Source organism: Mesorhizobium sp. M2A.F.Ca.ET.043.02.1.1, from assembly GCF_003952405.1.
Taxonomy (GTDB): domain Bacteria; phylum Pseudomonadota; class Alphaproteobacteria; order Rhizobiales; family Rhizobiaceae; genus Mesorhizobium.
The window spans coordinates 3,102,625-3,128,808 of the sequence record NZ_CP034445.1 but is presented as its reverse complement, the minus strand read 5'-3'; the positions used below and the strand labels follow the sequence as shown (position 1 = coordinate 3,128,808).

Annotated in this window: 24 protein-coding genes and 1 tRNA gene; 11 read left to right on the top strand and 14 right to left on the bottom strand. The window is 65.5% G+C overall.

Annotated elements, in window-relative coordinates:
• The first annotated feature begins 12 nt into the window (after nt 1–12).
• Both EJ068_RS14835 and EJ068_RS14825 read left to right on the top strand, forming a co-directional pair.
• A complete protein-coding gene (locus tag EJ068_RS14835) occupies nt 13–1,032 on the top strand; it encodes an LLM class flavin-dependent oxidoreductase (RefSeq protein ID WP_127250445.1) in 1,020 nt (339 codons plus the stop codon).
• Between the two features lie 618 nt (nt 1,033–1,650).
• On the top strand, nt 1,651–2,649 hold the full coding sequence (locus EJ068_RS14825) for a substrate-binding domain-containing protein (protein ID WP_189341969.1): 999 nt from the start codon (nt 1,651–1,653) through the stop codon (nt 2,647–2,649).
• 170 nt (nt 2,650–2,819) lie between these two features.
• Here EJ068_RS14825 and EJ068_RS14820 read toward each other — a convergent pair whose 3' ends face one another.
• Together EJ068_RS14820 and rocF are read right to left on the bottom strand one after the other, a co-directional pair.
• Nucleotides 2,820–3,878 carry an ornithine cyclodeaminase gene (locus tag EJ068_RS14820; protein ID WP_127250447.1) on the bottom strand — a complete coding sequence of 353 codons (1,059 nt, stop codon included), beginning with the start codon at nt 3,876–3,878 and terminating at the stop codon, nt 2,820–2,822.
• A gap of 2 nt (nt 3,879–3,880) precedes the next feature.
• On the bottom strand, nt 3,881–4,813 hold the full coding sequence (gene rocF, locus EJ068_RS14815; protein ID WP_127250448.1) for an arginase: 933 nt from the start codon (nt 4,811–4,813) through the stop codon (nt 3,881–3,883).
• Nucleotides 4,814–4,943: 130 nt separating this feature from the next.
• On the opposite strand from rocF, the gene EJ068_RS14810 reads away from it, so the two are divergent.
• A complete protein-coding gene (locus tag EJ068_RS14810) occupies nt 4,944–5,384 on the top strand; it encodes an Lrp/AsnC family transcriptional regulator (protein ID WP_095820631.1) in 441 nt (146 codons plus the stop codon).
• A gap of 143 nt (nt 5,385–5,527) precedes the next feature.
• On the opposite strand, the gene EJ068_RS14805 is transcribed toward EJ068_RS14810, so the two are convergent.
• The 3 genes from EJ068_RS14805 to EJ068_RS14795 all read right to left on the bottom strand — a co-directional run bounded on the left by EJ068_RS14805 (nt 5,528) and on the right by EJ068_RS14795 (nt 6,977).
• A complete protein-coding gene (locus EJ068_RS14805) occupies nt 5,528–5,917 on the bottom strand; it encodes a hypothetical protein (protein ID WP_127250449.1) in 390 nt (129 codons plus the stop codon).
• Nucleotides 5,918–6,119: 202 nt separating this feature from the next.
• On the bottom strand, nt 6,120–6,311 hold the full coding sequence (locus EJ068_RS14800) for a hypothetical protein (protein WP_127250451.1): 192 nt from the start codon (nt 6,309–6,311) through the stop codon (nt 6,120–6,122).
• Between the two features lie 591 nt (nt 6,312–6,902).
• Nucleotides 6,903–6,977 (bottom strand) — tRNA-Gly (locus EJ068_RS14795).
• A 278-nt stretch (nt 6,978–7,255) separates the two neighbouring features.
• On the opposite strand from EJ068_RS14795, the gene EJ068_RS14790 reads away from it, so the two are divergent.
• The 4 genes from EJ068_RS14790 to EJ068_RS14775 all read left to right on the top strand — a co-directional run bounded on the left by EJ068_RS14790 (nt 7,256) and on the right by EJ068_RS14775 (nt 10,262).
• Nucleotides 7,256–7,756: a prolyl-tRNA synthetase associated domain-containing protein gene (locus EJ068_RS14790; RefSeq protein WP_127250486.1), complete on the top strand. Its 501-nt coding sequence runs from the start codon at nt 7,256–7,258 to the stop codon at nt 7,754–7,756.
• Between the two features lie 84 nt (nt 7,757–7,840).
• Complete coding sequence (trxA, locus tag EJ068_RS14785; protein ID WP_127250488.1) at nt 7,841–8,833, top strand: thioredoxin; 993 nt, start codon at nt 7,841–7,843, stop codon at nt 8,831–8,833.
• 335 nt (nt 8,834–9,168) lie between these two features.
• On the top strand, nt 9,169–9,840 hold the full coding sequence (locus tag EJ068_RS14780) for an LON peptidase substrate-binding domain-containing protein (RefSeq protein WP_127250489.1): 672 nt from the start codon (nt 9,169–9,171) through the stop codon (nt 9,838–9,840).
• A gap of 173 nt (nt 9,841–10,013) precedes the next feature.
• Entirely contained in the window at nt 10,014–10,262 is a 249-nt protein-coding gene (locus EJ068_RS14775) for a Trm112 family protein (RefSeq protein ID WP_127250491.1), read from the top strand.
• Nucleotides 10,263–10,521: 259 nt separating this feature from the next.
• Here EJ068_RS14775 and EJ068_RS14765 read toward each other — a convergent pair whose 3' ends face one another.
• Genes EJ068_RS14765 through EJ068_RS33310 form a run of 3 tightly spaced genes read right to left on the bottom strand, consistent with a single transcriptional unit; the run spans nt 10,522 to nt 16,272 of the window.
• Nucleotides 10,522–13,854: an error-prone DNA polymerase gene (locus EJ068_RS14765; RefSeq protein WP_127250493.1), complete on the bottom strand. Its 3,333-nt coding sequence runs from the start codon at nt 13,852–13,854 to the stop codon at nt 10,522–10,524.
• Nucleotides 13,851–15,341: a DUF6504 family protein gene (locus EJ068_RS14760; RefSeq protein ID WP_129554605.1), complete on the bottom strand. Its 1,491-nt coding sequence runs from the start codon at nt 15,339–15,341 to the stop codon at nt 13,851–13,853. The genes EJ068_RS14765 and EJ068_RS14760 overlap by 4 nt, the downstream gene beginning before the upstream one ends.
• A complete protein-coding gene (locus EJ068_RS33310; RefSeq protein ID WP_127250497.1) occupies nt 15,283–16,272 on the bottom strand; it encodes a hypothetical protein in 990 nt (329 codons plus the stop codon). The genes EJ068_RS14760 and EJ068_RS33310 overlap by 59 nt, the downstream gene beginning before the upstream one ends.
• A gap of 183 nt (nt 16,273–16,455) precedes the next feature.
• On the opposite strand from EJ068_RS33310, the gene EJ068_RS14750 reads away from it, so the two are divergent.
• A complete protein-coding gene (locus tag EJ068_RS14750) occupies nt 16,456–16,893 on the top strand; it encodes a metallopeptidase family protein (protein ID WP_042645389.1) in 438 nt (145 codons plus the stop codon).
• Between the two features lie 202 nt (nt 16,894–17,095).
• On the opposite strand, the gene EJ068_RS14745 is transcribed toward EJ068_RS14750, so the two are convergent.
• The 4 genes from EJ068_RS14745 to EJ068_RS14730 all read right to left on the bottom strand — a co-directional run bounded on the left by EJ068_RS14745 (nt 17,096) and on the right by EJ068_RS14730 (nt 20,861).
• On the bottom strand, nt 17,096–18,022 hold the full coding sequence (locus EJ068_RS14745; protein ID WP_129554534.1) for an IS110 family transposase: 927 nt from the start codon (nt 18,020–18,022) through the stop codon (nt 17,096–17,098).
• A gap of 244 nt (nt 18,023–18,266) precedes the next feature.
• Nucleotides 18,267–18,473: a DUF1737 domain-containing protein gene (locus EJ068_RS14740; RefSeq protein WP_042645368.1), complete on the bottom strand. Its 207-nt coding sequence runs from the start codon at nt 18,471–18,473 to the stop codon at nt 18,267–18,269.
• 29 nt (nt 18,474–18,502) lie between these two features.
• Nucleotides 18,503–19,381, bottom strand: coding sequence for a CoA ester lyase (locus tag EJ068_RS14735; protein WP_127386594.1), 879 nt, complete (start codon nt 19,379–19,381; stop codon nt 18,503–18,505).
• A 259-nt stretch (nt 19,382–19,640) separates the two neighbouring features.
• Nucleotides 19,641–20,861: an IS481 family transposase gene (locus EJ068_RS14730; RefSeq protein WP_245463269.1), complete on the bottom strand. Its 1,221-nt coding sequence runs from the start codon at nt 20,859–20,861 to the stop codon at nt 19,641–19,643.
• Nucleotides 20,862–21,400: 539 nt separating this feature from the next.
• Between EJ068_RS14730 and EJ068_RS14725 the strand changes: the two genes are divergently transcribed.
• The 3 genes from EJ068_RS14725 to EJ068_RS14715 all read left to right on the top strand — a co-directional run bounded on the left by EJ068_RS14725 (nt 21,401) and on the right by EJ068_RS14715 (nt 24,906).
• Nucleotides 21,401–22,099 carry a response regulator transcription factor gene (locus EJ068_RS14725; RefSeq protein WP_128314680.1) on the top strand — a complete coding sequence of 233 codons (699 nt, stop codon included), beginning with the start codon at nt 21,401–21,403 and terminating at the stop codon, nt 22,097–22,099.
• Nucleotides 22,087–23,658, top strand: a complete 1,572-nt coding sequence (locus tag EJ068_RS14720; RefSeq protein WP_127386318.1) for an ATP-binding protein — start codon at nt 22,087–22,089, stop codon at nt 23,656–23,658. Before EJ068_RS14725 ends, EJ068_RS14720 begins: the two co-directional genes overlap by 13 nt.
• 81 nt (nt 23,659–23,739) lie before the next feature.
• The gene (locus tag EJ068_RS14715) at nt 23,740–24,906 is read left to right on the top strand and encodes an FAD-binding oxidoreductase (RefSeq protein WP_127253081.1); all 1,167 of its coding nucleotides are present in this window, start codon (nt 23,740–23,742) and stop codon (nt 24,904–24,906) included.
• Here the strand turns inward: EJ068_RS14715 and EJ068_RS14710 are convergent.
• Together EJ068_RS14710 and EJ068_RS14705 are read right to left on the bottom strand one after the other, a co-directional pair.
• Nucleotides 24,855–25,634: a DUF72 domain-containing protein gene (locus tag EJ068_RS14710; RefSeq protein WP_127253079.1), complete on the bottom strand. Its 780-nt coding sequence runs from the start codon at nt 25,632–25,634 to the stop codon at nt 24,855–24,857. The two genes, EJ068_RS14715 and EJ068_RS14710, sit on opposite strands and share 52 nt — an antisense overlap.
• Nucleotides 25,635–25,677: 43 nt before the next feature.
• Nucleotides 25,678–26,166, bottom strand: a complete 489-nt coding sequence (locus tag EJ068_RS14705) for an SRPBCC domain-containing protein (protein WP_127253077.1) — start codon at nt 26,164–26,166, stop codon at nt 25,678–25,680.
• Nucleotides 26,167–26,184 lie beyond the last annotated feature (18 nt).

The window sequence follows — 26,184 nt, the reverse complement described above, 5'->3', positions numbered from 1 at the left end:
GGAACGGAGCACATGAAGAAGATCGGATTTCTGTCGTTCGGGCATTGGTCGCCCTCGCCGCAATCGGGCACGCGCTCGGGCGCCGACGCGCTGCTGCAGTCGATCGACCTCGCGGTCGCGGCCGAGGAGCTCGGCGCCGATGGCGCCTATTTTCGCGTCCACCATTTTGCCCGGCAGCTCGCCTCGCCGTTTCCGCTGCTGGCCGCGGCGGGCGCGAAGACCAAGCGGATCGAGCTCGGCACCGCCGTCATCGACATGCGCTACGAGAATCCGCTTTACATGGCCGAGGATGCGGGCGCCGCGGACCTCATCGCCGGCGGGCGCTTGCAGCTCGGAATCAGCCGCGGCTCGCCCGAGCAGGTGATCGATGGCTGGCGCTATTTCGGCTACGTGCCGCAAGAGGGCAAGAGCGACGCCGACATGGCGCGGAACCACGCCGAAATCTTCCTCGACCTGTTGCGCGGAGAAGGTTTTGCCCAGCCCAACCCGCGGCCGATGTTCCCCAACCCGCCCGGCCTGCTCAGGCTTGAACCCTTCTCGGCTGGCCTGCGCGATCGCATCTGGTGGGGCGCGGCCACCGACGCCACCGCCGTATGGGCAGCCAAGCTCGGCATGAACCTGCAGAGCTCGACGCTGAAATTCGACGAGAGCGGCGAGCCGCTGCATGTCCAGCAGGCCAAGCAGATAAGGGCCTATCGCGCCGCCTGGAAGGAAGCCGGCCACACGCGGGAGCCGCGCGTCTCGGTCAGCCGCAGCATCTTCGCGCTCGTCAACGACATGGACCGCGCCTATTTCGGCGGCAGCGAGGGCCAGGACCACTTTGGCTATATCGAGCCGGAGAAGCGCGCCGTGTTCGGCCGCTCCTATGCCGCCGAACCGGACAGGCTGGTCGAACAGCTCAAGGAGGACGAGGCGATCGCCGAGGCCGACACGCTGCTGCTCACCGTGCCCAATCAGCTCGGAGTGGATTACAACGCCCATGTCATCGAGTCGATCCTGAAGCACGTCGCGCCGGCACTCGGCTGGCGGTGAAGGCGGTTGGGCGGTGGTATCATGCCGGCGATGATGATCAACATTTGACTCTATGACAGGCCTGCGGGCGCCAAACCGCCGGCGTTAGCGCCACCCCTCATCCCCTGCCGGGAACTTCTCCCCGTATAGTGACGGGGAGAAGGCGCTGGCCGCGGCCTGGGTGCTTGTTCTGCAGCGCTGGCGATTGGCGAAACCGTTCGCGGCAGCGTCTTTCTCCCTGTCACTATACGGGGAGAAATGTCCGGCAGGACAATGAGAGGCGGCGCCGGCCTCTCAGGCACAGGCGCAGGCAGCACTTCAAATGGTGCCCTCGGCAGCTGCTTCCCGATATTGACACTCGCCAAAACTGCGGCTTCCTTATGCGTAATCGGTTGCGTAACCGATTGCGGAGTGAACGGAAGGCTCGGGCATCGGCTGTGGCGGTTTGGCGTCAACGACAATTACCTTGTCGTCGTGCCTGCCGTCATCCTAGACGCGTACCGAGTAAGTGCAGAAGATCCGCCTGATCGATTCCAGTAGGGTGCGTAGCGGTTTTCAGTCCGGGAATTGCGCAGGAAGATGGAGCGGGTTAGCGATTCCACGCTAAAGCGCTCTCGGAAGCTACCGGGACCAGGGCCCATGACGACCATTGCCGATGTTGCGCGTCACGCGGGGGTGTCCGTCGCAACGGTCTCGCATGTGATGAACCATACCCGCCATGTCGAGCCGGAAACGGCCGAGCGCGTGCGCGCCGCGATCACGGCGCTGCGCTACAGCCCGAACTCGGTGGCGCGGAGTCTGCGGCGCGGCGAGACCAAGACCATCGGCCTGCTGCTGCCCGACAATTCCAACCCGTTCTTCGCCAGCGTCGCTCGGCAGATCGAGGATGCCGGCTTCCTCTCCGGCTACACGGTTATCCTGTGCAACTCCGACGGCAACGCCGCAAAGGAGGAGCGCTACCTCTCGGTGCTGATGGCCAAGCAGATCGACGGGCTGATCTTCGCCGGCTCGTCCGATCATGCGCGGGTGTTCGCCCGCCTGCTGCCCAGCATGCCGGCGGTGCTGCTCGACCGCGAGATCCAGTCGGTCAATGTCGATTCGGTGCTGGTCGACCATGACCATGGCGGCTATCTCGCCGGCAAACATCTGGCCGGACTCGGGCATGAAAAGCTCGGTGTCATCGGCGGCCCGCGCGATTCCAGTTCCAGCCCGGCCCGCCTGCGCGGTTTCGCGCGCGCGCTCGAAGAGGCGGGCCTCGAGCTGCCGGCCTCGTCGATCGTCGATTCCGACTATCATTTCGCCGGCGGGCGCCTGGCGATGGAGCAGCTGATGGCGCAGGCGCCGGGCATCACGGCGGTGTTCGCCTGCAACGACCTGATGGCGATGGGCGCGGTCACGGCGCTGCGCTCGCGCGGCTTGCGGGTTCCCGACGACATCTCGATGGTCGGGTTCGACGACATCCCCTATGCCGTCACCACTTGGCCGCCGCTGACGACAATCGCGCAGCCGGTCGAAAAGATCGGTACGCGTGCGGTGAGCCTGCTGCTCGAGAGGCTGGCCGAGCCGGAAGCGCCGTCAAGGCGCGAGGTGCTGGCGCCGGTGCTGGTCGAGCGGGAGAGCTGCGCGGCGCGGGGGTAGCACGTTATCTCCCCCCTTGAGGGGGAGATGTCGCCGAAGGCGACAGAGGGGGTCGCCGCGCGTGAAGCGCCAACCTCCATCTGTGGAATCAAGCCGAGCCCAGTCGGACCGACCCCCTCTGGCCTGCCGGCCATCTCCCCCTCAAGGGGGGAGATTACGCGCTCGTTCCCTCACGCCGCCGGCTGCATGGCGGCCCTCTCCAGCATGCCGAACAGGTCGCGCGGCTCGTCGGGGTCGGCGAGCAGGTCGAGTTCCTCATAGAGGCCGGTGGCCTGGAGCTGGTCGCGGACATAGCGCAGCGCCGAAAAATCCTCGGTGGCGAAGCCGACGGAATCGAACAGCGTGATCTGCTCGGGCGCCTTGCGGCCCTTTGCCTGGCCGGTCATCACCTGCCACAGCTCGGTCACCGGATGGTCGGCGTCGAGCTGCTGGATCTCGCCTTCGATGCGGGTCTGCGGCGGGAACTCGACGAAGATGTCGGAGCGCAAAAGGATGTCGCGGTGCAGTTCCGTCTTGCCGGGGCAGTCCCCGCCGACGGCGTTGATGTGGACGCCGGAGCCGACCATGTTGTCGGTGAGGATGGTTGCATACTGCTTGTCGGCGGTCACCGTGGTGATGATGTCGACACCTTCCACCGCGTCCTGCCCGGTCGCGCAGATGGTGATGTCAAAACCCTTGGCCGCCAGGTTGCGGGCGCATTTTTCGGAAGCCTGGCGGTCGATGTCGTAGAGCCGCAGCCGGTCAATGCCGAGCAGTGCCTTGAAGGCGATGGCCTGGAACTCGGACTGGGCGCCGTTGCCGATGATGGCCATGGCGCGCGACCCCTTGGGCGCCAGGTATTTTGCCGCTACGGCGGAAGTGGCGGCGGTGCGCAGCGCCGTCAGGATGGTCATCTCGGTGAGCAGCATCGGATAGCCAGAGCCGACATCGGCGAGCACGCCGAAGGCGGTGACGGTCTGGCGGCCCTCGCGCATGTTCTTCGGATGGCCGTTGACATATTTGAAGCCGTACATCTTGCCGTCGCTGGTCGGCATAAGCTCGATGACGCCGTCATGGCTGTGCGAGGCGATGCGCGGCGTCTTGTCGAACAGCTCCCAGCGGCGGAAATCCTCCTCGATATAGGCGGCGAGCTCGGTGAGGAAACGCTCGACGCCGATGGCGAGCACCAGCTTCATCATGCGGTCGACGCTGACGAAGGGAACGATGGCGAGGCGCGAAGGCTGGGTCATGATCAGAGGCTCCCGGAATGGCTGCGGGTCGGGCGGTCCATGATGCGGCGGCCCATCAGGCTGGCGGTGAGGTCGACCATCAGGGTCGCGGTGCGGCCGCGCTCGTCGAGGAACGGGTTCAATTCGACCAGGTCGAGGCTGGAGACAAGGCAGCTGTCGGACAGCATCTCCATCACCAGATGCGCCTCGCGAAAAGTGGCGCCGCCGGGAACGGTGGTGCCGACGGCCGGCGCGATCGACGGGTCGAGGAAGTCCACGTCGAGGCTGACATGCAAGAGCCCGTTCTCCTTCTCGACGCGCGCGAGGAAAGCGCGCAGCAAGGGTGCGATGCCGTGCTCGTCGATGGCGCGCATGTCATGCACGGTGACGCCGGCTTCAGCGAGCGCGCGGCGCTCGGCCGGGTCGACGCTGCGCAGGCCGATGGCGCAGATGCGGGCCGGGTCGACCGCCTGCGGCAGATCCGGGAAATAGCCCTGAAAACCGGACTGGCCGCTGGCATAGGCGAGCGGCACGCCGTGCAGATTGCCGCTGGTGGTGGTGTCGAGCGTGTGGAAATCGGGATGCGCGTCGAGCCACAGCACGAAGAGCGGCCGGCCGCGTTTGGCGGCGCGGCGCGCCACGCCGGACACCGTGCCGGCGGAGATCGAATGGTCGCCGCCGAGGAAGATCGGCACGGCTTCCCTGGAAGCGGCGTAGGCGGTCTCGGCGATCGCCGCGGTCCAGGCGGAGATCTCCGGCAGGGCCTTGAGCGCGAGGTTGCCGTGCACCACCGGGCGCGCCACCGCCTTCTCGACCGCGCCCCAGTCCTCGACCTCATGGCCAAGCTCCGAAAGCACCGAGACGAGACCTGCCGTGCGCAGCGCGCTCGGCCCCATCTCGCATCCCATCCTGCCCGCGCCGTCCTGCACCGGCGCGCCGACGATCCTGCAGCGCATGATTTTTCAGCCCCTACGATTGATTGGCTGATTGGATCATCAGGCGCTGGCGGTTTGAACAGGCGAAATTGGCATTTCGAGAAGAATGATCTATCATTTTGTGCATCCAATTTGACCAAGATGAGCAATCATGGACGCGCTCGACGAAAGACTGGTCACGCTTCTTCGGCATGATGCGAGGCGCAGTGTGTCCGACCTCGCGGTCGATCTCGGCGTCTCGCGCGCCACGGTCAGGGCGCGGATGGAGCGGCTGGAAAAGTCCGGCGAGATCATCGGCTACACGGTGGTGCTGCGCGCCGACGCGGTCGATCAGAGGATACGCGGCGTGATGATGATCGAGATCGAGGGCCATGCCGCCGACCGCGTCATCCGGGCGCTCGGTGGCCTGCCCGAGGTTTCGACCATCCACACCACCAACGGCCGCTGGGACCTCGTGGTGGAGCTCGGCACCGCCTCGCTCACCGATTTCGACGCCGTGCTGCGCCGGATAAGGCTGATCCCCGGGATCACGGGCAGTGAGACCAGCCTGCTGCTGGCGACGCCGCGGACGACAAGGGCGCGGCTGGCATAACCGGTCCGTGAGTCTCGGGACGGTCGGCGGTCCGCGGGCGTTATCTCCGCCTTGGCATCGTGGGAACGCGACGGCCCCGGTGTGAGGCCCGGCAGGGCTCGATCACACCGGCGGCCGCATGCGGGGGGGGAGCGCTCGGGTCGTCAGCCGTTCGGATAGTAGCCGCCATCGCCGCCGCTGCCGATATAGGTCCCTTGGCCGGAGGCATTCTGAAGCCGCTGATCCAACTGGTTGATCTGCCCGATCGCCGACCGGCCTCGGGTGGGCTGGATGGCGTCCGCCTGCCGCATCAGGTCGCGGGCTTGGTCCTGTGTGATCTTGCCGGCCTGCCTGGCCTCGCGGATACCTTGTTTCACGCCAAGCAGCTGCTGCGTCGCAACTCTCGCTTCCGGGTCCACCGGCACCGATGCCGTGGTTGTGGTGTCGACCGCCGCTCTATGATGGCGGTGCACGGCATAGGCGCTCGAAAGCGGTATGGCCGCGAAGATCGAGGCGGCCGCAATGATCTTTGAGATGAAAGAACGTGATGACATCTCCTCGGGATGGAGGAAGCGGTAAACCCGCTTTCCAAAACGGGCCGTCCAGTCGCGTCGTGTGGCGGTGCAGGCCACTCACCGCCGGCGGTTCTCGGCCCCCGAAGGAGATATGGAAGCCGGCACAACGTTGAAATGCGTTGGCACGCAAATGTTATCCGATGTGATCTGGGGTTGAATCGCGGCGCTGCAGACCGCGTCCTCAGGCGACGCTGGCGAAGGGACCCGGCGAATCGACAACCGGCCCGCCCGCATTGGCCTGGTCGGCCAGATCCTCGGCTTCGCCACGCGTCAGTCCGATCAGCACCCGGCCGTCCATCTCCGCCGGGAGGTCGAGAGCCAGATCATGGACAAGCCAGTCGTCACACGGATCCTGCATCGCTGCGAACCTCATCGGCGCTCCCTCGGTCGGCGCATCTAAATCTCCGACGAGTCCGATTGTTCCGGATTGGAACGGCAGAATACCGATAAATGGCTGCAATACCGACGAAGAGGCTGCGGCGCCGATTGATCCGCCTGTCCGGCAAGCCGCTCCGCCTCCTCGCGGCTCAGGCCGAGCAACAATATGTCCCCGACCTGCGCCGGATAACCCGAAAGCAGGTCATATACCATCCATTGGCCGCACGGATCCGGTAAGGCTGTGAACCTCATGGCCGACGTTCTTTGATCTAGTATGCCCCAACGCAACGACTCGCGGGAACTGCGCCCGCGAAACTGCCCGGCCGGATTTAGTTCCGGCACTTTCACTCAACATATAGTTGTCAGGCGCCTGGCAAAAGAGGCTCTACAGTCCCTTCGACATGCGACCCAAGTCTGATGGGTCGCGGCACTTCCTGGATGACCCGCGCCAACTGCCGGCGGCAGATGTCGTCACTTCCCCGGCAATCCGGGAAGCTCCGAAGATCAAGAAGATCAAATGGTCCAGACGCGAAAAAGCCGCGGAAAACCGCGGCTTTTCGTTTGCTTGATCCTCGGTGGAGGAAACTGGAGCGGGTGAGGCGATTCGAACGCCCGACCCCAACCTTGGCAAGGTTGTGCTCTACCCCTGAGCTACACCCGCTCGCGCGGCCTCGGCCGCAAGCCGCGCCTATATGGCCGAAGAGCGCGGCGATTGCAACAGGGAAATGACGGTCTTTTTGGAGTGAATTTCTTCGTGCGGCGAGATCCGCTTCGAAAGCGCCGAAGCTGCGTGGAACGGGGCGATCGCCAATCCGCGCTCAAAGCTTCCACGCGCCTTTCCCGGAAGTGCTCCTTTCCCGGAATTGCTTCGGCGGCCTTGCCCCGACGGCATTGTTGGCCGTAAACGGCGTGACCGCTCTTTTGACTGCGCGAGGACCGATGCCGAAGACCGAAGCCGAGCTCAACGAATTTCTCGCCGATCTCGGCATCTCCGTCTCGACGGTCAGGCACCCGCCGCTGTTCACCGTCGCCGATTCGCAAGGGTTGCGCGGCGAGATTCCCGGCGGCCACACCAAGAACCTGTTTCTCAAGGACAAGAAGGACAATTATTTCCTTGTCACCGTCGGCGAGGAAGCCGTCGTCGACCTGAAGCAGATCCATCACCTGATCGGCGCCGCCAGCCGGGTCTCGTTCGGCAAGCCCGAGATGCTGGTGGAGCTGCTCGGCGTCATGCCCGGCGCGGTCACGGTTTTCGGCCTGATCAACGACAGGGAGGGGAAGGTCAAGGTGGTGCTCGACCAGGAATTGATGAGCCACGACGTCATCAACGGCCACCCGCTGACCAATGAGGCGACGACCTCGATCGCCGCCGCCGATCTGATCAGATTCGTCGAGGCAACCGGCCACGATCCTGTTATCCTGAAAGTCTCACAATCTTGAAAGTCAGGGCTTGATCGCCACATGGAAGGCGGTTCCAAAATCCGACAATGACGCGCCTGAAAGCGCGACCGAAAGGGCGACACGATGAGCGACAACAATCCGTATAGCGGCGCGTTCGGCGGCAATGGCGGCCAGTACGCCCAGACGGTGCAATATGGTGGCGGCGACCGCCCCAAGGTTTCGCTGGGCGAGACGCCGGCGGCGGCCGACCTGATCAAGGACACCACCACCGCCACTTTCGCCGCCGACGTCATCCAGGAATCGCGGCGCCAGCCGGTGCTGGTCGACTTCTGGGCGCCGTGGTGCGGGCCGTGCAAGCAGCTGACGCCGCAGCTGGAAAAGGCGGTGCAGGCAGCCGGCGGCAAGGTCAAGCTGGTCAAGATGAACATCGACGACCACCCCTCGATCGCCGGCCAGCTCGGCATCCAGTCGATCCCCGCGGTCATCGCCTTCAAGGACGGCCAGCCGGTCGACGGCTTCATGGGCGCCATTCCCGAAAGCCAGATCAACCAATTCATCCAGAAGGTTGACGGTAAGGGCGGTGGCGCGCCGCAGATCGCCGACGCGCTGGCCGCTGCCGCCGAGGCGCGCACGGCCGGCGACGTGCAGACCGCGGCCGACATTTATGATGCGATCCTCGAGCAGGCGCCGGAGACGCTGGAGGCGATCGCCGGCTTGGGCGAAATCCTGTTCGATGCCGGCGACGCGGAAGGCGCCGAGGCGGTTCTGGCCCGGGCGCCTGAGGACAAGAAGGACGCGCCGGCGCTGGCGGCGCTGCGCGCCAAGATGACGCTGGCGGCCGAAGCGGCAGCGCTCGGCAATCCGGCCGAATTCGAGCGCCGGCTCGCCGCTAACCCAGCCGACCATCAGGCGCGCTTCGACCTGGCGATGATCCAGAACGCGCGCGGCGATCGCAATGCGGCCGCCGACAATCTGCTTTCGATCGTCAAGGCCGACCGCAGCTGGAACGACGACGGCGCCAGGGCGCAGCTGCTGAAGCTCTTTGAGGCCTGGGGAATGACCGACGAGGCGACGCTGGCGGCACGCCGCAAGCTGTCGTCGCTGCTGTTCTCGTAGAGCATTTCGGCGTTTCACAGAATCGCGAAACGCTCTAGGTATTTGTTCTGACGCAATTCCGGACGAAGGCGGCTCAAGCACTTGTCCCGGAATTGCGCTCAAAGCGCGTCGCGATCTTTCGGATTCGCTCCATGCGCTTTGGGTTTTGATTTTACGCATGTCTTTATCCCGTTCCCACTTTCGGGAGACATGCTTTGAAGTTTTTTGCCGGCTGTCGCGGCCGGCAGGCTTGAGCGGAGGAGTGCCAGCGCCAGATAAGGGCTGTGCCGATCAAGAGGGTGCGAGAGGAGATTGCAGGGTGATGCGCTTGCCGGCGTTGCTTCGGGAGGATCGCGGTGCGCGTTGGTAACGCACTCTACCGGCTGGCCAAGGATCTGCCGTCGGCAATCCCGGTGTTTCCGCTCGCCGGCGCGCTGCTGCTGCCCGGCGGCCGCATGCCGCTCAACATCTTCGAGCCGCGCTATCTGCAGATGATCGACCAGGCGATGGCCGGCTCGCGGCTGATCGGCATGATCCAGCCGAGCCTTGACGGCGCCTTGCGCGACGACGGCGAGCCGGAGCTGTGCAGCGTCGGTTGCGCCGGGCGCATCATCTCGCTGGCCGAGACGGGCGACGGCCGCTACCTGATCTCGCTGCAGGGCGTGTGCCGGTTCCGCATCGTGCAGGAGCTCGCGGCGAAGGCGCCGTTCCGGCAGTGCAAGATCATGCCGTTCCTGGCCGACCTCGAGGAGGACCCGGCCGCCGCCGAGATCGACCGGCCGGCGCTGCTCAAGGCGTTTCGCGCCTATCTGCAGGCCAATGACCTCGAGGCCGATTGGGAAAGCGTCAGCCGCGCCGAGAACGGCATGCTGGTCAACGCGCTGTCGATGATGGCGCCCTACGGGCCGGCCGAGAAACAGGCGCTCTTGGAAGCGCCGGACCTGAAGACGCGCGCCGAGACGCTGATCGCCATCACCGAGATGACGCTGGCGCGCGAGGATGACGAGTTTGGCTCAAGCCTGCAGTAAGTGTGCTGATATTCAGGTGAGGCCGGCCTGCGAACGGCGGCTTCCTGCGCTTCCGGTGCTCACGTACTTCAAGTACGCTCCGCTCCGGTTCTCGGAAACCACCATTCTCGACCCGGCCTGACCTGAATCTCAACACACTTAGGGTCGGGGGAATTGGACAATGGAAAAGTGCGATGCCAGCGGACGGACGTGACGGACGAAAAGCCGAGGTCGACCCGAAGCTTCTTGAATTGCTGGCCTGCCCGCTGACCAAGGGGCCGTTGACCTGGGATCCGGAGCGCAGCGAGCTGGTCTCGCGCGTGGCGAAGCTCGCCTATCCGGTGCGCGACGGCATCCCCATCATGCTGCCTTCGGAGGCGCGCACGATCTCGGCCGAGGACATGCTGGCGCCACCGCCGCCGCGGCTCAGCGGGCCTTCGTGAGCGGGCTCATAAGTGCACAGCGCGACGTAGGTTGGCGATCCTTCGCGCCCCCCTCTGGCCTGCCGGCCATCTCCCCCACGAGGGGGGAGATTGGCAGCTGCGGCGCCGGCTCACTCCTTCAGCCTTGGAGATTGGCGAAAGCCGGCGTGACGTCCAATCTCCCCCCTCGTGGGGGAGATGTCCGGCAGGACAGAGGGGGGCGCTGTCCCGCCGACATCAAAGTTGTGCATCGTGACGGCACGCGCAGTCCGACATCATCCTACTGAAAATTCCGTCCTTTCGGCATGACCTGTTGCGCGGCGCTCGACAGTGTGGCGACATCCTGGCGGACCGGCAGGTCACGGCTTGCGTCGGCCTTTGATCCAACCGGCCGTTCGGCGGGCTCGATGACCGGGCGATTGGCGGACTCCAGCAGCACGCTCAGCCAGGAGGTCAAATCCTCGATCCGGTCGGCGACGATGTGGATGACGTTCGATTCATGCTGCAGCTTGCCGGTGACGCGGATGAAGCGGGCGCCCATCACCACCGGGCGGAAGCGGTCGAAGACGCGCGGCCAGATGATGACGTTGGCGATCGATTTTTCGTCCTCCAGCGTGAGGAAGATGGCGTTGCCCTTGCCCGGCCGCTGGCGGACCAGCACGAGGCCGGCGACGGAGACGCGGCGGCCGTCGCGCACCGACGGCAGCTGGGCGTTGGGGGTGATGCCGGCGCGGGTGAGCCGCTCGCGCAGGAAGGCGACGGGATGCTCCTTCAGCGACAGGCCGAGCGAGCGGTAGTCATGCACGACATGCTCGCCGAGCGGCATTTTCGGCAGTTTCGTTTCCGGCTCCAGCTCGCGCAGGCGAAGCGAGGGCTGGTCGAACAGCGGCAGTTTTTCTGCTGCGCTCCTGCCGTCGAGGGCGCGGACTTCCCAGAGCGCGGCACGGCGGTCGAGGCCGATCGAGCGGAACGCGTCGGCCTCAGCCAGTCTTTCGATCTCGCCGACATCGAGGCCTGAGCGCAGCCAGACATCCCTGACCGATCGATAGCCGTTACCGCGCTGCGCGACGACGGCTTCCATGCGTTCCTTGGACAGGCCCTTGATCTGGTGGAAGCCGAGGCGGACGGCATGCGCCGTCTCGATGACGCCGCGCATCGAAGCGTGGCGCTCGAGGATGCGGGACGGATCGAAGGCGGTGGCCTCCAGGGTGCAGTCCCAAACGGAATGATTGATGTCGACCTCGCGTATTTCGACGCCATGGTCGCGCGCGTCGCGCACAAGCTGGGCGGGCTGATAAAAGCCCATCGGCTGCGCATTCAGGATCGCGGCGCAGAAGACGTCGGGAAAGAAGGTTTTGAACCAGCAGGAGGCATAGACCAGCAGCGCGAAGGAGGCGGCGTGGCTTTCGGGAAAGCCATATTCGCCAAAACCCTCGATCTGCTTGAAGCAGCGCTCGGCGAACTCCTTGTCGTAGCCATTGCCGACCATGCCGTCGATCATGCGCTGGCGGTAATTGCCGATCGTGCCGGTGCGCTTGAAGGTCGCCATGGCGCGGCGCAGCTCGTCGGCCTCGCCCGGCCTGAAGCCGCCGGCGACGATGGCGATCTTCATCGCCTGTTCCTGGAAAAGCGGCACGCCCAGCGTCTTGCCGAGGATCTTCTTAAGCTCCAGGCTGGGGTAATGGACCGCCTCCTTGCCCTGCCGCCGGCGCAGATAGGGGTGGACCATGTCCCCCTGGATCGGGCCGGGGCGCACGATCGCCACCTCGATGACGAGGTCGTAGAAGTTTTCCGGCTTGAGACGCGGCAGCATCGACATCTGCGCGCGCGACTCAATCTGGAAGACGCCGAGCGTGTCGGCCCTCTGGATCATGGCGTAGACGTCCTCGTGCTCCTCGGGAAGGGTGGCGAGCACGTAAGGCCGTCCAAACGGATCCCGCGCTTGCGGGTAATGATCGGTGAGCAAGGTGAAGGCGCGCTTCAGGCAGGTCAGCATGCCGAGCGCCAGCACGTCGACCTTGAGGATCTTCACCGCGTCGAGATCGTCCTTATCCCACTCGACCATCTTGCGCTCCTCCATCGCGGTCTTGACGATGGGCACGACCTCATCGAGCCGGTCGCGGGTGATGACGAAGCCGCCGACATGCTGGGAAAGGTGGCGGGGAAAACCCATGATCTCGTTGGCGCGCTCCAGCACCTGGCGCGACAGCGGATCGGTGCGGTCGAGTCCGCCGGCATTGGCTTCCCTTTCGCCGAGCTCGGAGGTCGACCAGCCCCAGATGGTGCTGGACAGCGCGCTGCGGACATCCTCGGACAGGCCCATGGCCTTGGCCACCTCGCGCAGGGCGGAACGGCCGCGATAGCTGATGACGGCGGCGGCAAGCGCCGTGCGCTTGGCGCTGTATTTGTCGTAAATGTAAGCGATGACCTCGTCGCGCCTTTCATGCTCGAAGTCGACGTCGATGTCGGGCGGCTCGTTGCGCTCCTCCGAGATGAAGCGCTCGAAGAGTGTGTCGATGCGCTCGGGGCCGACTTCGGTGATGCCGATGCAGAAGCAGATGATCGAATTGGCGGCCGAGCCGCGGCCCTGGCAGAGGATGTCCTTGCTGCGGGCGAATTTGACGATGTCGTGGACGGTCAGGAAGTAGCGCGCATAGTTCAGCCGCTCGATCAGCGCGAGCTCGCTGTCGATGCGTTTGAGCACATGCTCGGGAACGCCGGCCGGATAGCGCCTGACCGCCCCCTCCCGGGCCAGGCGTTCGAGCTCGGCCTGCGGTCCGAGGCCGGATTCGGTCGGTTCGTCCGGGTAGTTGTATTCGAGGTCGCTGAGCGAGAAGGTCAATTCGTCGGCAAAGCGCAGCGTTTCCGCCAGCGCTTCAGGGTGACGGCGGAAAAGGCGCGCCATCTCCAATGGCGGCTTCAGATGGCGCTCGGCATTGGCGGTCAGCTCCAGCCCGACCTCGCAAACCGGCGTGTTGAGGCGGATCGCGGTCAGCACATCCTGCAGCGGGCGGCGCTCGGCGGCATGGTAGAGCACGTCGTTGGTCGCCATCAGCGGGATACGCGCATGGTAGGCCATCGCCGCCGCCTGCTCGATGCGGAAGCGGTCATTGCCGCCATAATCCGGCGCCACGGCCAATCGGAGCGCCGCGCCGAAGCGATCGTTGAGCCGGCTAATAAATTCCAGATTGCCTTCCGCGCCGCCGGACAGATTGGGCAGGATCGCCAGCGACATCCGATCGCCCCATTCGAGCAGGTCGTCGAGCTTGAGCAGCGTCGCGCCCTTCTCGGTCTCGTCGCGCAGATTGGCTTGCGTCAGCATGCGGCACAGATGCCCCCAGCCCTGGCGGTCGCGGGGATAGGCGAGGATGTCCGGCGTACCGTCGCCGAACACCAGGCGGCAGCCGGGATGATAGGCCATCTTCTCCACCTTGGCCTGCTGCCAGGCGCGCACGACGCCGGCGACCGTGTTCCTGTCGGCAAGGCCGATCGACGAAAAACCGTAGAATTTCGCCGTGACCACCAGCTCCTCCGGCTTGGAGGCGCCGCGCAGGAAGGAGAAATTCGAGCTTATGCCGAACTCGGCATAGGGGATGGCGGTCAGCGCGTTCATGCGAACACCCCATGCATGTACCAGCGCGGCGGCGCGGCCTGGGGCGAGGTGCTGTAAAGACCCTGGCGGTAGAGCCAGTAGCGGCGCCCCTCGCTGTCCTCGATGCGGTAATAGTCGCGGGTCGGCGCCTCTTCCTCGCCGGGCAATTGCCGCCACCATTCGGCGGCGATGCGCTCCGGCCCCTCGGCGCGGGCGACGCGGCAAAGCGCGCGCCGCCAGCGGAAATTCATCGGCGGCCCCTCGGGGATCTCGGTCGCCGGCACCTCAATCGGCTCGGGCGAGCGGAACAGGCGCACCGGCCGCTCCGGCGGATAGATGGTCATCGGCGGGGCTGTTCGGGGCGGCGCCGCCCGCCCGGCCGCCGGCGGGGGCCTTTGCGGCGCTTCGGCGAAAGGCACGCTCTTGACGGCGCGCTCCGGCAGATGGCTCTCGACAACCACAGGCTTCAGCACGGCGGCCTCGCCGAGGCGGGCGCGGACGCGGTCGGCGAAGAGCGCGATGTCGGCGTCATCATCCTCCGCCTCGCCGGTGAGGTCGCCCTGAACCAAGTCGAAGGCGGCGACCGACAGCACGGAAAGCCGCACCAGGTCGAAGCCGAAGCCGGCGTCGATGCTCTGCTCCAGCGCGGTGAGCCGCTCATGGAACAGTCTTTGGATCAGCCGCGGCTCGCGCATCGGGCGCGAGGTGCCGACGGCGATGCGGCTGACGGCGCCGTCGACGCGAAAGAGAAACAGCGCCAGCGTCCTTGCGCCTTCGCCGCGCCGTTCGAGGTCGGTCTTCAGGGCGATCGCCAGCCGGCTTATGAGCCGCTCGATGTTGTCGGTGAGCATGACCGGCTCGGCAAGATGGCGCTCGACCGAGAGCGGCGCGACGGGAAGGCGCGGCGACACGGCCTCGTCGAGCCGGCCGAGCGCCTGGTCGAGGCGCAGAAGCAGAGTAGCGCCGAAGCGGCGGGCGAGCGGCGCGCGTGGTGCCGCCATCACCGCGCCGGCGGTGCGCAGGCCTACGCTTTCCAGGAGAGCGCGGGTCTCCGGCGCGATGCGCAACGCCGACAATGGCAGTGGCGCAAGCAGCGCCTCCTCCTCGCCGCCGGCCACGATGCGGTTGCCGTGGAAGCGCGCCGCCGCCCAGGCGGCGCCAGGGGTCGAGGCCAGGCCGGCGCGGACATCGAAACCCTGCTGGAAGAAGCGGGTGAGGATCTCGTCCTGCATGGCGCGCTCGCCGCCGAACAGATGCGTGCAGCCGGTGACGTCGAGGAACAGCCCGTACTCGGCGTCGATCGCCACCAGCGGCGTGTAGCGGTCGCACCAGTCGGCAAGGCCTTCGAGCAGGCGGCGGTCGGCCTCCGGGTCGGCCTCGACCACATCGATCGAGGGGTGCATGGCGCGGGCATCGGCAATGCCCATGCCGCGTTTCAGCTTCAGCGCCTCAGCCCGCTCGTCGAGGGCTGCGATGCGCTGGGTGTTGTTGTCGCGATGGCTGATCACCAGAGGCAGGTGCTGCGAGGGCCGGGAACGCCAGGACCGCCCCAGACGCTGGCGCAGGATCCGCTCCGCGCTGAGATGCGGGAACCACAGCGACAGGATTCTCTGTTCTTTCCGCAAAAGCGTGCTCATTTGGGTTCCACTCCAGTGTGAATTGTCCGGGCAGGGCCGTGCGGCTCTTGCCGATATCGACCTTGAAGGCAGGGCGGCCGATCGAGCCGGCGAGCGGTCCGGCGACCGTCTCGCGGTTCGCCGCCGGCGCCGCCGAGACGATGAGGCGCACCGGGGCGGCGGTTGGATCGGCCTCGCCGGCCTGGCGCAGCAACAGCAGCGGACGGCCGGCGTTCTGGGCGCGGGCGTGCAGCCGGCGCGTGGCGGTGAGGTCGAGAAGCCGCGGGCTGCCGCGTATTTCGAGGATGACCGCGGCGAAGGCCGTCATGCGGGCGGCCTCCTCGGCGATCCACAGCGCGTCGAGCAGTTTCGGCGCCTCGGAAAACAGCAGTTGTTCCGGCTCGATGCCGAACAGGGCATGAAGGCCCCTGGCATAGGGCAGGCCGGCCTCGTGAAAGATTTCCGACGTGCCGACCCAGAGGATCGGCAGGCCCTGCTTCTCCTTGAGGATCAGGCTTACGAGCGAGAGCGCGAAGCCGGCGACCGCGCCGGCATCGCGGGTCTCCAGCCCATGGATTTCGCTGAGCGCCGCCCTGGGCAGGCCGCCGCCAAGGGCGGTGTCGAGGCGGTCGATGCCGGTGCGCAGGAAGGCATCCGGCGAGGCCACCGCGAGGCCGCGCCGGACAAGCGTCATATCCGACTTGGCGGCATCCGCAGTGGCAGCAACTGGCGCCTGCAGGCGCTCGGGCAGCGTTCCCTCGATCTTCGCGATCTGGCGGCGCAGGGCAAAAACAGTGTCCCGCGCCACGGCGCTCATCGCCATGACGTTCACTTCCGGCAGAAATTGTTCCTGTTATGTTCTTATAGATTCCAGAGGGGCCCGGAAGAGTCAAGCAGAGTCAGAAGGAATTTATTCCTTCGCCTTTTACCCTGAAGGCGGACGGCCAGCCGGCTCATTTGCCTCCAAAGCCGCGAAAGCCTATATGCCGGGATCAAAGGACGTTTCATGGCCCGCATCTACAAGACCCGCACCTGGCACGATCAGCTCTCGCCGTCGATGGACGAGCTGGAGCTCATGGCGCTGGAGGCCTATGCCCATCTGCCGGACGAGTTCCGCCAGCTCACCGGCGAGATCGTCATCCAGATCGCCGAATTCCCGACCGACGAGATCATGGACGACCTGTCGCTGGAGACGCCCTTCGACCTGCTCGGCCTGTTCGAGGGACGCGGCATCGCCGAGCGCTGGAACCCGCAGACCGGCGAGGGTCCGAACCGCGTCACGCTCTACCGCCGCGCCATCCTCGATTACTGGGCCGAGAACGAGGAGACGCTGGGCGACATCGTCACCCACGTCCTGATCCACGAGATCGGCCACCATTTCGGCCTGTCGGACGACGACATGGAGCGGATCGAGGAAGCCGCCGAGCAGGCGGCGGCGGGGTAGTGCACCTCGTTCATCCTATGCACCTCGTCATCCTAGGGCGAAGCAAGGAGCGAAGCGACGCGCGTAGACCCTAGGATCCATGCCGTTCCATCAACACCAAGCTCGCGGTGTAGAACGGAACGCATACCCCCGACACCGCAAATATCCCCTACATTCTGACACGCTGCGCTTTTCGGCTCAGGTAACGGCATGGCAACTGTGTTCACGCGAATGCGGTTTTGTCGCGCATGATGGCGTTGAGGACGACCAGGAGCTTCCTTGCGACGGCGATGATGGCGAGTTTCTTGGACCCTGAGCGGGCAGCAAGTGCGGTATAGAAGGTCTTGAAGCGCTCACAGGTTCTGATGGCGGTGAGGGCAGCCATATAGAGGGCGCGACGCACGCGTGATCGCCCGCCCTGGATCTGGCTCCTGCGGCTGAGCTTGCCGCTCTTGTTGTCGAACGGGGCAAGGCCGGCGAGCGCGGCGATCGCCTTGGGTGAGCGCTGGCCGAGCTCGGGCAGGAGCGCCAGCAAAGAGAGCGCGCCGACATTGGAGACACCGGGCACGGAGACCATCAGCGCATGGTCGCGAGCGGTGTCCTGGTTTTGACGAATGACTTCGGCAATCTGGCTCTCGAACGCCTTGATACGCGTGTCGAGGAAGGCGATCGTCTCTTCCAGATCGGCAATGACGGCCTCCTCGAAAGCCTCGGCGAGGTGCTTCTTCAGCGCTGCCCGCATCTCGACCAAATGATCGCGGTGGCCGGCAAGCGATTGAAGCCGCTCGACTTCTTCGCTCGGCGCCGGCTCGGCCTCAGGGTTATAGCGACGGCCATAGTCGCTCAGCATCCTGGCATCGAGAGGATCGGTCTTGGCGCGCCGGCGCGTCGACTTCGAATAGTGGTGGGTGTGCGCCGGGTTGTGCCGCGAGAACGGCACGCCGGCCTTGGCCAGCGCATGGCGCAGCAGCCGGTCATGGACACCTGTCGCCTCCATGACGACGAAGTCCCGACTGGGATCAAGGCCTGCCACATAGGCGGCGATCGCATCGGCCTGGTTGTCGATGCGCCGAAGACGGCCGCTTGTCTCATCAAAAAAGTCGAGCCACTGCTTGGAGATGTCGCAGCCGACATAGTTCTGGGCTATCATGTCCACGCCTCTTCCTGTGGTGCGGGGTCTGCTTCGAACAGCCCCGTGCAACTGTTCAGGTTGATGGTTCACCGGTGGGAAGGGACCGGGCCATGCCACGGCCTGTCCGAAAGGACGACCACGATCCACTCGGTCTCCTTCCCACCTCAACCATACACCAGAACCAACACACAGGATCCTAGGGTCTGCGCTCCGCTTCGCGTCGCTCCGCCCTAGGATGACGAAGTGGAAGGGTCGCAGCGCTCTACCAGTCGCTGAGCTTGGTGTCGGCTGTATATTCCTGGCCTTCGACGTCCTTCACCACGGCCTGGCCGCAGCGCATCGACTTGGTCTTCTTGTCATAGGCATAGGTCGGCGAGCCGAACAGGTGCCAGCCCTTGTTCAGCGCGGCGGTGACCTTGTGGCAGAAGGTGGCATCGTCCGGACCGGACAGAAAGCGGTAGAGTTTCATTTTTCGAACCCATCATGTGTATCGGCGCATCATGCGCCGATGATCGCGGCCTTCGCCAGAAGTTTCTCGGCTTGCGCCAGATGCAGCCGCTCGACCATGCGGCCGTCCAGCGCGATGACCCCCTTGCCTGCATTTTCAGGCCGCGCGAACGCATCCCGGATCGCACGGGCCTCGGCAAGTGCTTCGGGCGACGGCGAAAAGGCGCGGTTCGCCGGCTCGATCTGGGCCGGGTGGATCAGCGACTTGCCGTCGAAGCCCATGGCGGCTCCCTCGGCGCATTCGCGGGCAAAAGCGTCGAGGTCGCGGAAATCATTGGCGACGCCGTCGATGACGTCGAGGCCGCCGGCCCGCGCCGCCAGAACCAGCTGCATCAGCCACGGCATCAGATAGCGACGGTCGGGCGTCGCCAGAATGCCGGTCGCCTTCACCAGGTCGTTCGTTCCGGCCACGAAGCAAGCCAACCTCGAAGCCGGATCGCGCCCGAGCTCGGCGATGGCGCCGATATTGAGCAGCGCTTTCGGCGTCTCGATCATCGCCCATAGTTTCACGCTGTCCGGCGCGAAATTGTCGTCGAGCAGGTCGCCGGCATCGAGGATGTCGCGCGGCGTGCCGATCTTGGGCAGGAGAATGCCGTCGGGCTCGGCCTTGGCGACAGCCAGAAGATCGTCGGCGCCCCATTCGCTGGCCAAGGCGTTGATGCGCACCACCATCTCGCAGCGTTTTTCGGGCCGGGCGAGAATGCCGGCGACCCTATCGCGCGCGGCAGCCTTGTCGGCGGGCAGGACGGCGTCCTCAAGATCGATGATGACGGCATCGCTGGCCAAGGAGCCGATCTTGGCGAGCGCCTTGTCGGTCGAGGCGGGGATGTAAAGCACCGAGCGGCGCGGGCGGTAGGTGTCGACGGTCATGAGCGATCTATGCCGGGTGATGGCGAGGGAGGCAAGGCAGGGTCCCTTGAGGGCAGGACAATCGCATACGGCAGCGCCAGCCCCCTCTCCGTCTCGGCGCTGCGCGCCGAGCCACCTCTCCCCCACTTTGTGGGGGCGAGGAAACGCTAACCGCCGAGGGCGCGGCTTTCGCAAGCCCAGGTTCCTCGCCCCCGCCAGAGTGTTTGTGCTGGAGACAAGGTGAACGGGTGTTCGGGGACATCGTGGACGCTTTTGTTCATCACGAACTGCTGGGTTGTTTTTGTTGTTCGGCCTGTGGACCCTGTGGGCAACGCTCAGCGTTGTCCACAAGTCCACAGGTCTCGCTTGCGCCCTGACGTAGGTTCAGGGTGGCAATTCGATGCGAGCAGTAGTGCACGCTGAAGACACCATCCTCGACGGTCGGGCGAAGCGCCACCAGCTCGCCGCGGAATGCCTTGCCGAGTCGCCAGGGTCGGTTCCTGAAGCTGATGAAGCCATCACTGTCGACCTTGCGAACCTGGTCGCCCGGTGCGTACTCGATCGCGGGCAGGACGTCGGGAAAGCTGCGCGGGCTCGGCCGGTAGCGCTCGGCCGGCGTGGCCATGTCGAGTGCTTCGTGTGGTCGTTCGTAGTTATAGCGCGGGCGCCACCGATCGAAGGCTCGCTGGCACTCGGCGAGATCGCCGAAGCTTCGCCCGTTGATCACCTCGGCCTTGAGTGTGCGATGGAAGCGTTCTTCCTTGCCTTGGGTCTGCGGATGGCGCGGCCGACCGTGCAGCACGCGGATGCCGAGCCGCAACAGCCAGACGCTGAAGCCGGTGTAAGGCTCACCGCCGGAATCGCTCCACGGCGAGCCGCCGTCCATCAGCATCGCCAGCGGCAAGCCATAGCGGCGAAAGGTAATCTCCAGCTCCCGGCGTACCGTCCGGCCCTGCTCGTCGCCGCAGGCGGACAGCACCAGGTTGAAGCGCGAGTGATCGTCGAGCGTGGTGAGCGGATGGCAGCGCCCGCCATGGATGGCGAAGTGACCCTTGAAGTCCATCTGCCACAGCTCGTTGGGAGCCTCCCGCTCGAAGCGCTGCCATGGTCCCGGATGTTGCGCTGCTGTCGCCTCCGTCAGCCGATCATGACGACGCAGGATCGCGGTGATCGTGCTCGCCGCCGGGATGTCGAGTTCGCCATGTCTCTTCATCGCCTGTCTGATCTTGCGACCGCCCCAGACGTCGTTGCTCTCGTCGCGTACCTGCAACACCCTTGCCTCAATTGCCGAAGCGGTGCGTTGCGGGCTCAAGTGCGGGCGACGCGATCGTTCGACCAATCCAGCCGGCCCTTCCGACCGGTATCGCTCGAGCCACTTATAGCCGGTCGTCGGACTGATCCCGAACCGTCGACAAAGTTCACGCACATTCGCCCACTCTCGCGAGGCAAACTCCACGAACTCTCGCTTCCGATCCATCATGGACACCTCGTAAAACGGCATTCCATCCCTCCCGATCCAAGGATCGGGAAGTGTCCACGATGTCTCCGAACGCCTGTCCACCATCTCCCCAGTCTGTACACAGAGGCGGGGGAGAGGTGGCTCGGCGAAGCCGAGACGGAGAGGGGGAGCGCCCTATGCGATTGTCCTGTCTCTCAAGGAGAGCCGGCCTGCGAGAAATCTGCAAATCCTTGCGGAAAACCTCCTCTAATCCGCCGCGCGCTTACCGCGTCCGTCTGCGACAAGGCCGTCATGCAAACGCCTCACACATCCCGCTGGTCCCTGCCGCGCCGGCTCCGCGACGAAGGCTGGTGGCTCGTCGAGCCGCAAAGACTGCGCGTCGCGGCGGACGTCCTGCTTTTCCCTCCGAGGTCGCGCCACGTGGCGGATACGCCGAGGAGGGTCCGGCGATGATGCCCGAGCGCCTTGCGGTCTCATGGCCTTGTCCCGACACAGCTCCGGACCGAAAACAATTTCGCACTTTTCCTTGGAATTGCTCTAATCCTGCCGTCACCCAAGCTTACCCGCCGGGCCATTGACCGATGCCGCACAACATACTCGTCGCCGACGACGATCCGCATATCCGCGAGATCATCTGCTTCGCGCTGGAAAAGGCCGGCATGAAGACAGCCGCCGTCGCCGACGGCGCCGCAGCGCTGCAGGCGGTCGAGCGGCGCGCGCCCGACCTCATCGTGCTCGATATCGGCATGCCGGAGATGGACGGGCTGGAGGTCTGCCGACGGCTAAGGCAAAAATCCGACGTGCCGGTGCTGTTCCTGTCCGCGCGGGATGAGGAAATCGACCGCATCCTTGGGCTGGAAATGGGCGGCGACGATTATGTGACCAAGCCGTTCAGCCCGCGCGAGCTGGTCGCCCGCGTCAACGTCATCCTGCGGCGCGCGCGCCCAGTGCCGGTCGAGGAAGAAGCGGACGAGCGGGAATTCGCGCATGGCAAGCTGATGCTTGTCCCGGCAAGCCATGCGGCGAGCTTCGACGGCAAGCCGCTCACCTTGACGGCGATCGAGTTCGCCATCCTGAAGGGCTTCCTCGCCCGCCCGCTTCACGTGCTTGGCCGCGACGCGGTGATGGCCAATGCCTATGCCTCGAACATTCATGTCTCGGAACGCACGGTCGACAGCCATATCCGCAACGTGCGGGCCAAGCTGGCGGCGGTCGGCTGCGCCGATGCGATCGCGACGGTGCATGGCGTCGGCTTCCGGCTCGGCCGATGCGGTGGTTGAGCAAGGAAAGGTGGCGGCCGCGGCTCGCCACCGTCGTCATCGCCATCCTGATCGTAGTCATGGCCCTGCCGCTGGTCGGGCTGTTCTTCTTCCGGCTCTATGAGAACCAGCTGATCCGCCAGACCGAGGGCGAGCTGATTGCGCAAGGGGCGGTCGTCGCCGCCGTCTATGCAAAGGAGGTGCGCGCCGCCGGCATTTCCCAGGACAGACTGGGTTCGCCGATCTCGGCCGATCCGGCGCGGGACAACAACTATCCCTATGAACCGATCGAGCCCCGCCTCGATCTCGCCTCGGACGACGTGATGCCGATGCGGCCGGCGGCGGCTCCGGCCGCCGCCGATCCCGCTTTCGCGGCGATCGGCGCAAAGCTCTCCGGCATTCTCGACGAAACGCAGAAGACGACGCTCGCCGGCTTCCGTCTGCTCGACCCGCGCGGCGTGGTGATCGCCGGCGGCGACGAGATCGGTCAGTCGCTCAGCGGGGTCGAGGAGGTGCGGATCGCGCTTTCCGGCGCTTATGCCAGCGAGCTCAGGCTGCGCATCCCCGACCAGCCGCCGCCACCGCTTTATTCGGTGAGCCGCGGCACCAGGGTGCGAGTCTTCGTCGCCATGCCGGTCGAACTCGACGGCCGGGTCGCCGGCGTGGTCTATCTGTCGCGGACGCCGAACAACATCGTCAAGCATCTCTATGGCGAGCGCGGCAAGGTGACGTTGGCGGCCATCGCCATTCTCGGCGGCACGCTCTTGATCGCGCTGGTGTTCATCCGCACCGTCAGCCGGCCGATTTATGCGCTGATCGAGCGGACGAAACGCATCGCCGCCGGCGACCGCGACGCGACCAGGCCGCTCGCCCATCACGGCACGCGCGAGATGGCGGCGCTGTCGACGGCCTTCCTCGACATGGCGACCAAGCTGCAGGCGCGCTCCGACTCCATCCAGACCTTCGCCACCCATGTCTCGCATGAGCTGAAATCGCCGCTGACGGCGATCCAGGGCGCGGCGGAGCTGCTGCGCGATTCCGGCGGCGCGATGGACGAGGCCGAGCGCAAGCGCTTCTCCAACAACATCGTCACCGATGCCGGGCGGCTCAATCTCCTGGTGCGCCGGCTGCTCGACCTGGCGCGCGCCGAAAACCTGGAGCCGAGCGGCGAGAGCACGACACTCCATGCGGCGCTGGCATCCTTGCCGGTCGACACCAGACTGGAGCCGCGGCTCGAAGGCGGCGGCGATATCAGGCTCGGCATCTCGGCCGAGAATCTCGGCATCGTGCTCGCCAACCTCATCGACAATTCGGCGAGGCACGGCGCCCGGCAGGTGGCGATCCATGCCTCGGCCCACGGCGAGCGCGCGTCGATCCAGTTAGGCGACGACGGCGACGGCATCTCGGCCGCCAACCGGGCCAAAATCTTCGAGCCATTCTTCACCACGCGGCGCGAGACCGGCGGCACCGGCGTGGGGCTCGGCATCGTGCTGGCCCTCCTAAAAGCGCATGATGGCACGATCAGGCTGGTTGACTCCGAGCGCGGCACGCGCTTCGAGATCAGTCTGCCGGTCGTCTGAGAACCGGGGTGGCTTGCTACGCAATTCCGTACGGAAAACCGCTACACACTTTTCCTGGAATTGCTCTGATCGGAGAAAAAAGTGCGCTACGACATCGTCATCATCGGCGGAGCCATCGTCGGGTCCTCGGTCGCCTATCATTTGCGGGAGGAAGGCTTTACCGGCTCCATCGCTCTGGTCGAACGCGACCCGCAATTCTCCCACGCGGCGACGACCTTGTCCTGCGCCTCGATCCGCCAGCAATTCTCCATCCCTGAAAACATCCGCCTGTCGCAGTTCACGCTAAAGCTGTTCCGGCGGCTGAAGGAGACGTTCGGCGCCGATGCCGATATCGGCTTCCGCGAGGGCGGCTACCTCATCCTTGCCGGCGAGGCCGGGCTGCCGATCCTCAAGGCCAATCACGAGACTCAGGTCGCCGAGGGCGCCGATATCCTGCTCGAGGATGCCGGGCAGCTGGCGCGCCGCTTCCCATGGCTGTCGGTCGAAGGCATTTCCGCCGGCGCCTATGGCCGCAGCGGCGAGGGCTGGTTCGACGCGCATGCGCTGTTGACGCTGTTCCGCAAGGCGCTGCGCGACAGGAAGATCGATTTCATCACGGCTTCCGCCACCTGCATCAAGCGCGAGGGCAACCGCGTCACCGCTGTGTCGCTCGACAATGGCGAGACGCTCGAAGCCGGCACCGTCGTCAACGCCGCCGGGCCGAACGCCGGCAATGTCGCGGCATTCGCCGGGCTCGAGCTGCCGGTCGAGCCGCGCAAGCGCAACGTCTTTGTCTTCGAGGCGCGCGAGAAATATGCCGACATGCCGCTGCTGGTCGATCCGTCCGGCATCTATGTGCGGCCGGAAGGCTCGGTCTACCTCACCGGCGGCGCCGAGCCGGAGGAAGGCGATGTCGCGCCCGACCCCAAGGATTTTGAGGTCAACTGGCCGCTGTTCGAAGAGGTGATCTGGCCGGTTCTGGCCACCCGCATCCCCGCTTTCGAGGCGATCAAGCCGACGCGCGCCTGGGTCGGGCATTACGATTACAACACGCTCGATCAGAACGGGGTGATCGGGCCGCATCCGGAGGTCGCAAACTTCCTGTTCGCCAACGGTTTTTCCGGCCACGGCCTGCAGCAGGCGCCGGCGGTCGGCAAGTCGATCGCGGAGCTTGTCATGCATGGCGGGTATCGCACGATCGACTGCACGGCGTTCGGCTATGAGCGGGTGGCGGAAGGAAGGGCGTTCAGGGAGCTGAACGTCATCTGACGAACGGCCGCATCGACCGAAAGTGCATTGCCGAGCGCATGGCCTCTCGCTGTGTTGTCGAAGATGCACCAGACTTCGGCGGCCGACGCGCTGGCTTGGGCAAGCCGCCCGCCGATTTCCAGAAGCTGATCGGCCTCGTAGTCCGAATAATAGATTCGCGGCGCGCCATGGAAACGGAAGTAGGCGATCTCGCGCCAGCCGCCGGGCATAGCGGCGGCTGGCACGGGAGCAGGGTCGGCCGCAACGCGCCCAACCTGAACGCGGCTCAGCAAGGCCTCAGCTTCGGGTTCGAACCAGCTGGGGTGACGCGGTTCGCAGACCAGGCGCCGGTCAGTCTTCGCACGCAGCGAGGCGAAAAAGTTCTCGGCGGTTTGGGCCTCGAATTGCAGGCTGGGTGGCAGTTGAATCAAAAGCACGGAAAGCTTGGCGCCGAGCCCTCCGATCTGACCAAGAAAAATGTCCAGAAGATCATCGCAAGCTTCGAGGCGGCGCTCATGCGTCACGGCCCTGGGGAGTTTTGCGGAAAAGCGAAAATGGTCCGGAACCGAGCGCGCCCAGCTCTCGTAGGTTTCTCGCCGATGCGGCTTGTGAAAGGACGAATTGATCTCCACGTTCGAAAGCCGCATGGCGTAGCGTTCAAGCTGCGAGCCGGCTGAGGGAAAGGAAGTTTTATATGCTGCCGGTATGCTCCACCCGGCGGTTCCAACGACACAGCGACTGTTCTCCATGTCCAAAATCTGGACAGCCGTGATTGCGGGTCAAGGGAGAGCTTCAGCCACTCGGCCGCGCGTCGAGATAGGTTTGCAGCCACCCAAGGACCCGTGCCCAGCCTTCAGCATGTTCCGCTGCCGCGTCCGGAAAACCCGCGAATCCGCCGTGGCAGATGGTGAGCCGCGTGCCGCCAGTGATGGGCTCGAGCAGGTAAGCCACTGTCGTTTCCTTGCGGCCGAGCGCCGGATGGTCCCAGTCGTCGTAGCGCCGTGTCTGCACGATGCGGCGCGGCATCTCGATTTCGAGAAACTCGCCGCTGGCGGGTAGACGTTGACCGTCGGCCGTTTTCACGACGACGCTCCAGCTTCCGCCGACGCGAAGATCGGCGTTCCATCCGATCATACGATAGGTTTCGGGCGAACCCCACCAGCGCTCGACCTCCCGGGTGACCAGTGCGGCGATGACCTCGTCCGGCGCGGCGGGAAGGTCGGCCGAGGCCATCACCGTGTCGGCGTTCGCCATGGCTTGCGGCAAGGACAGTTGCAGCATCGCATGCACCCCCAGCGA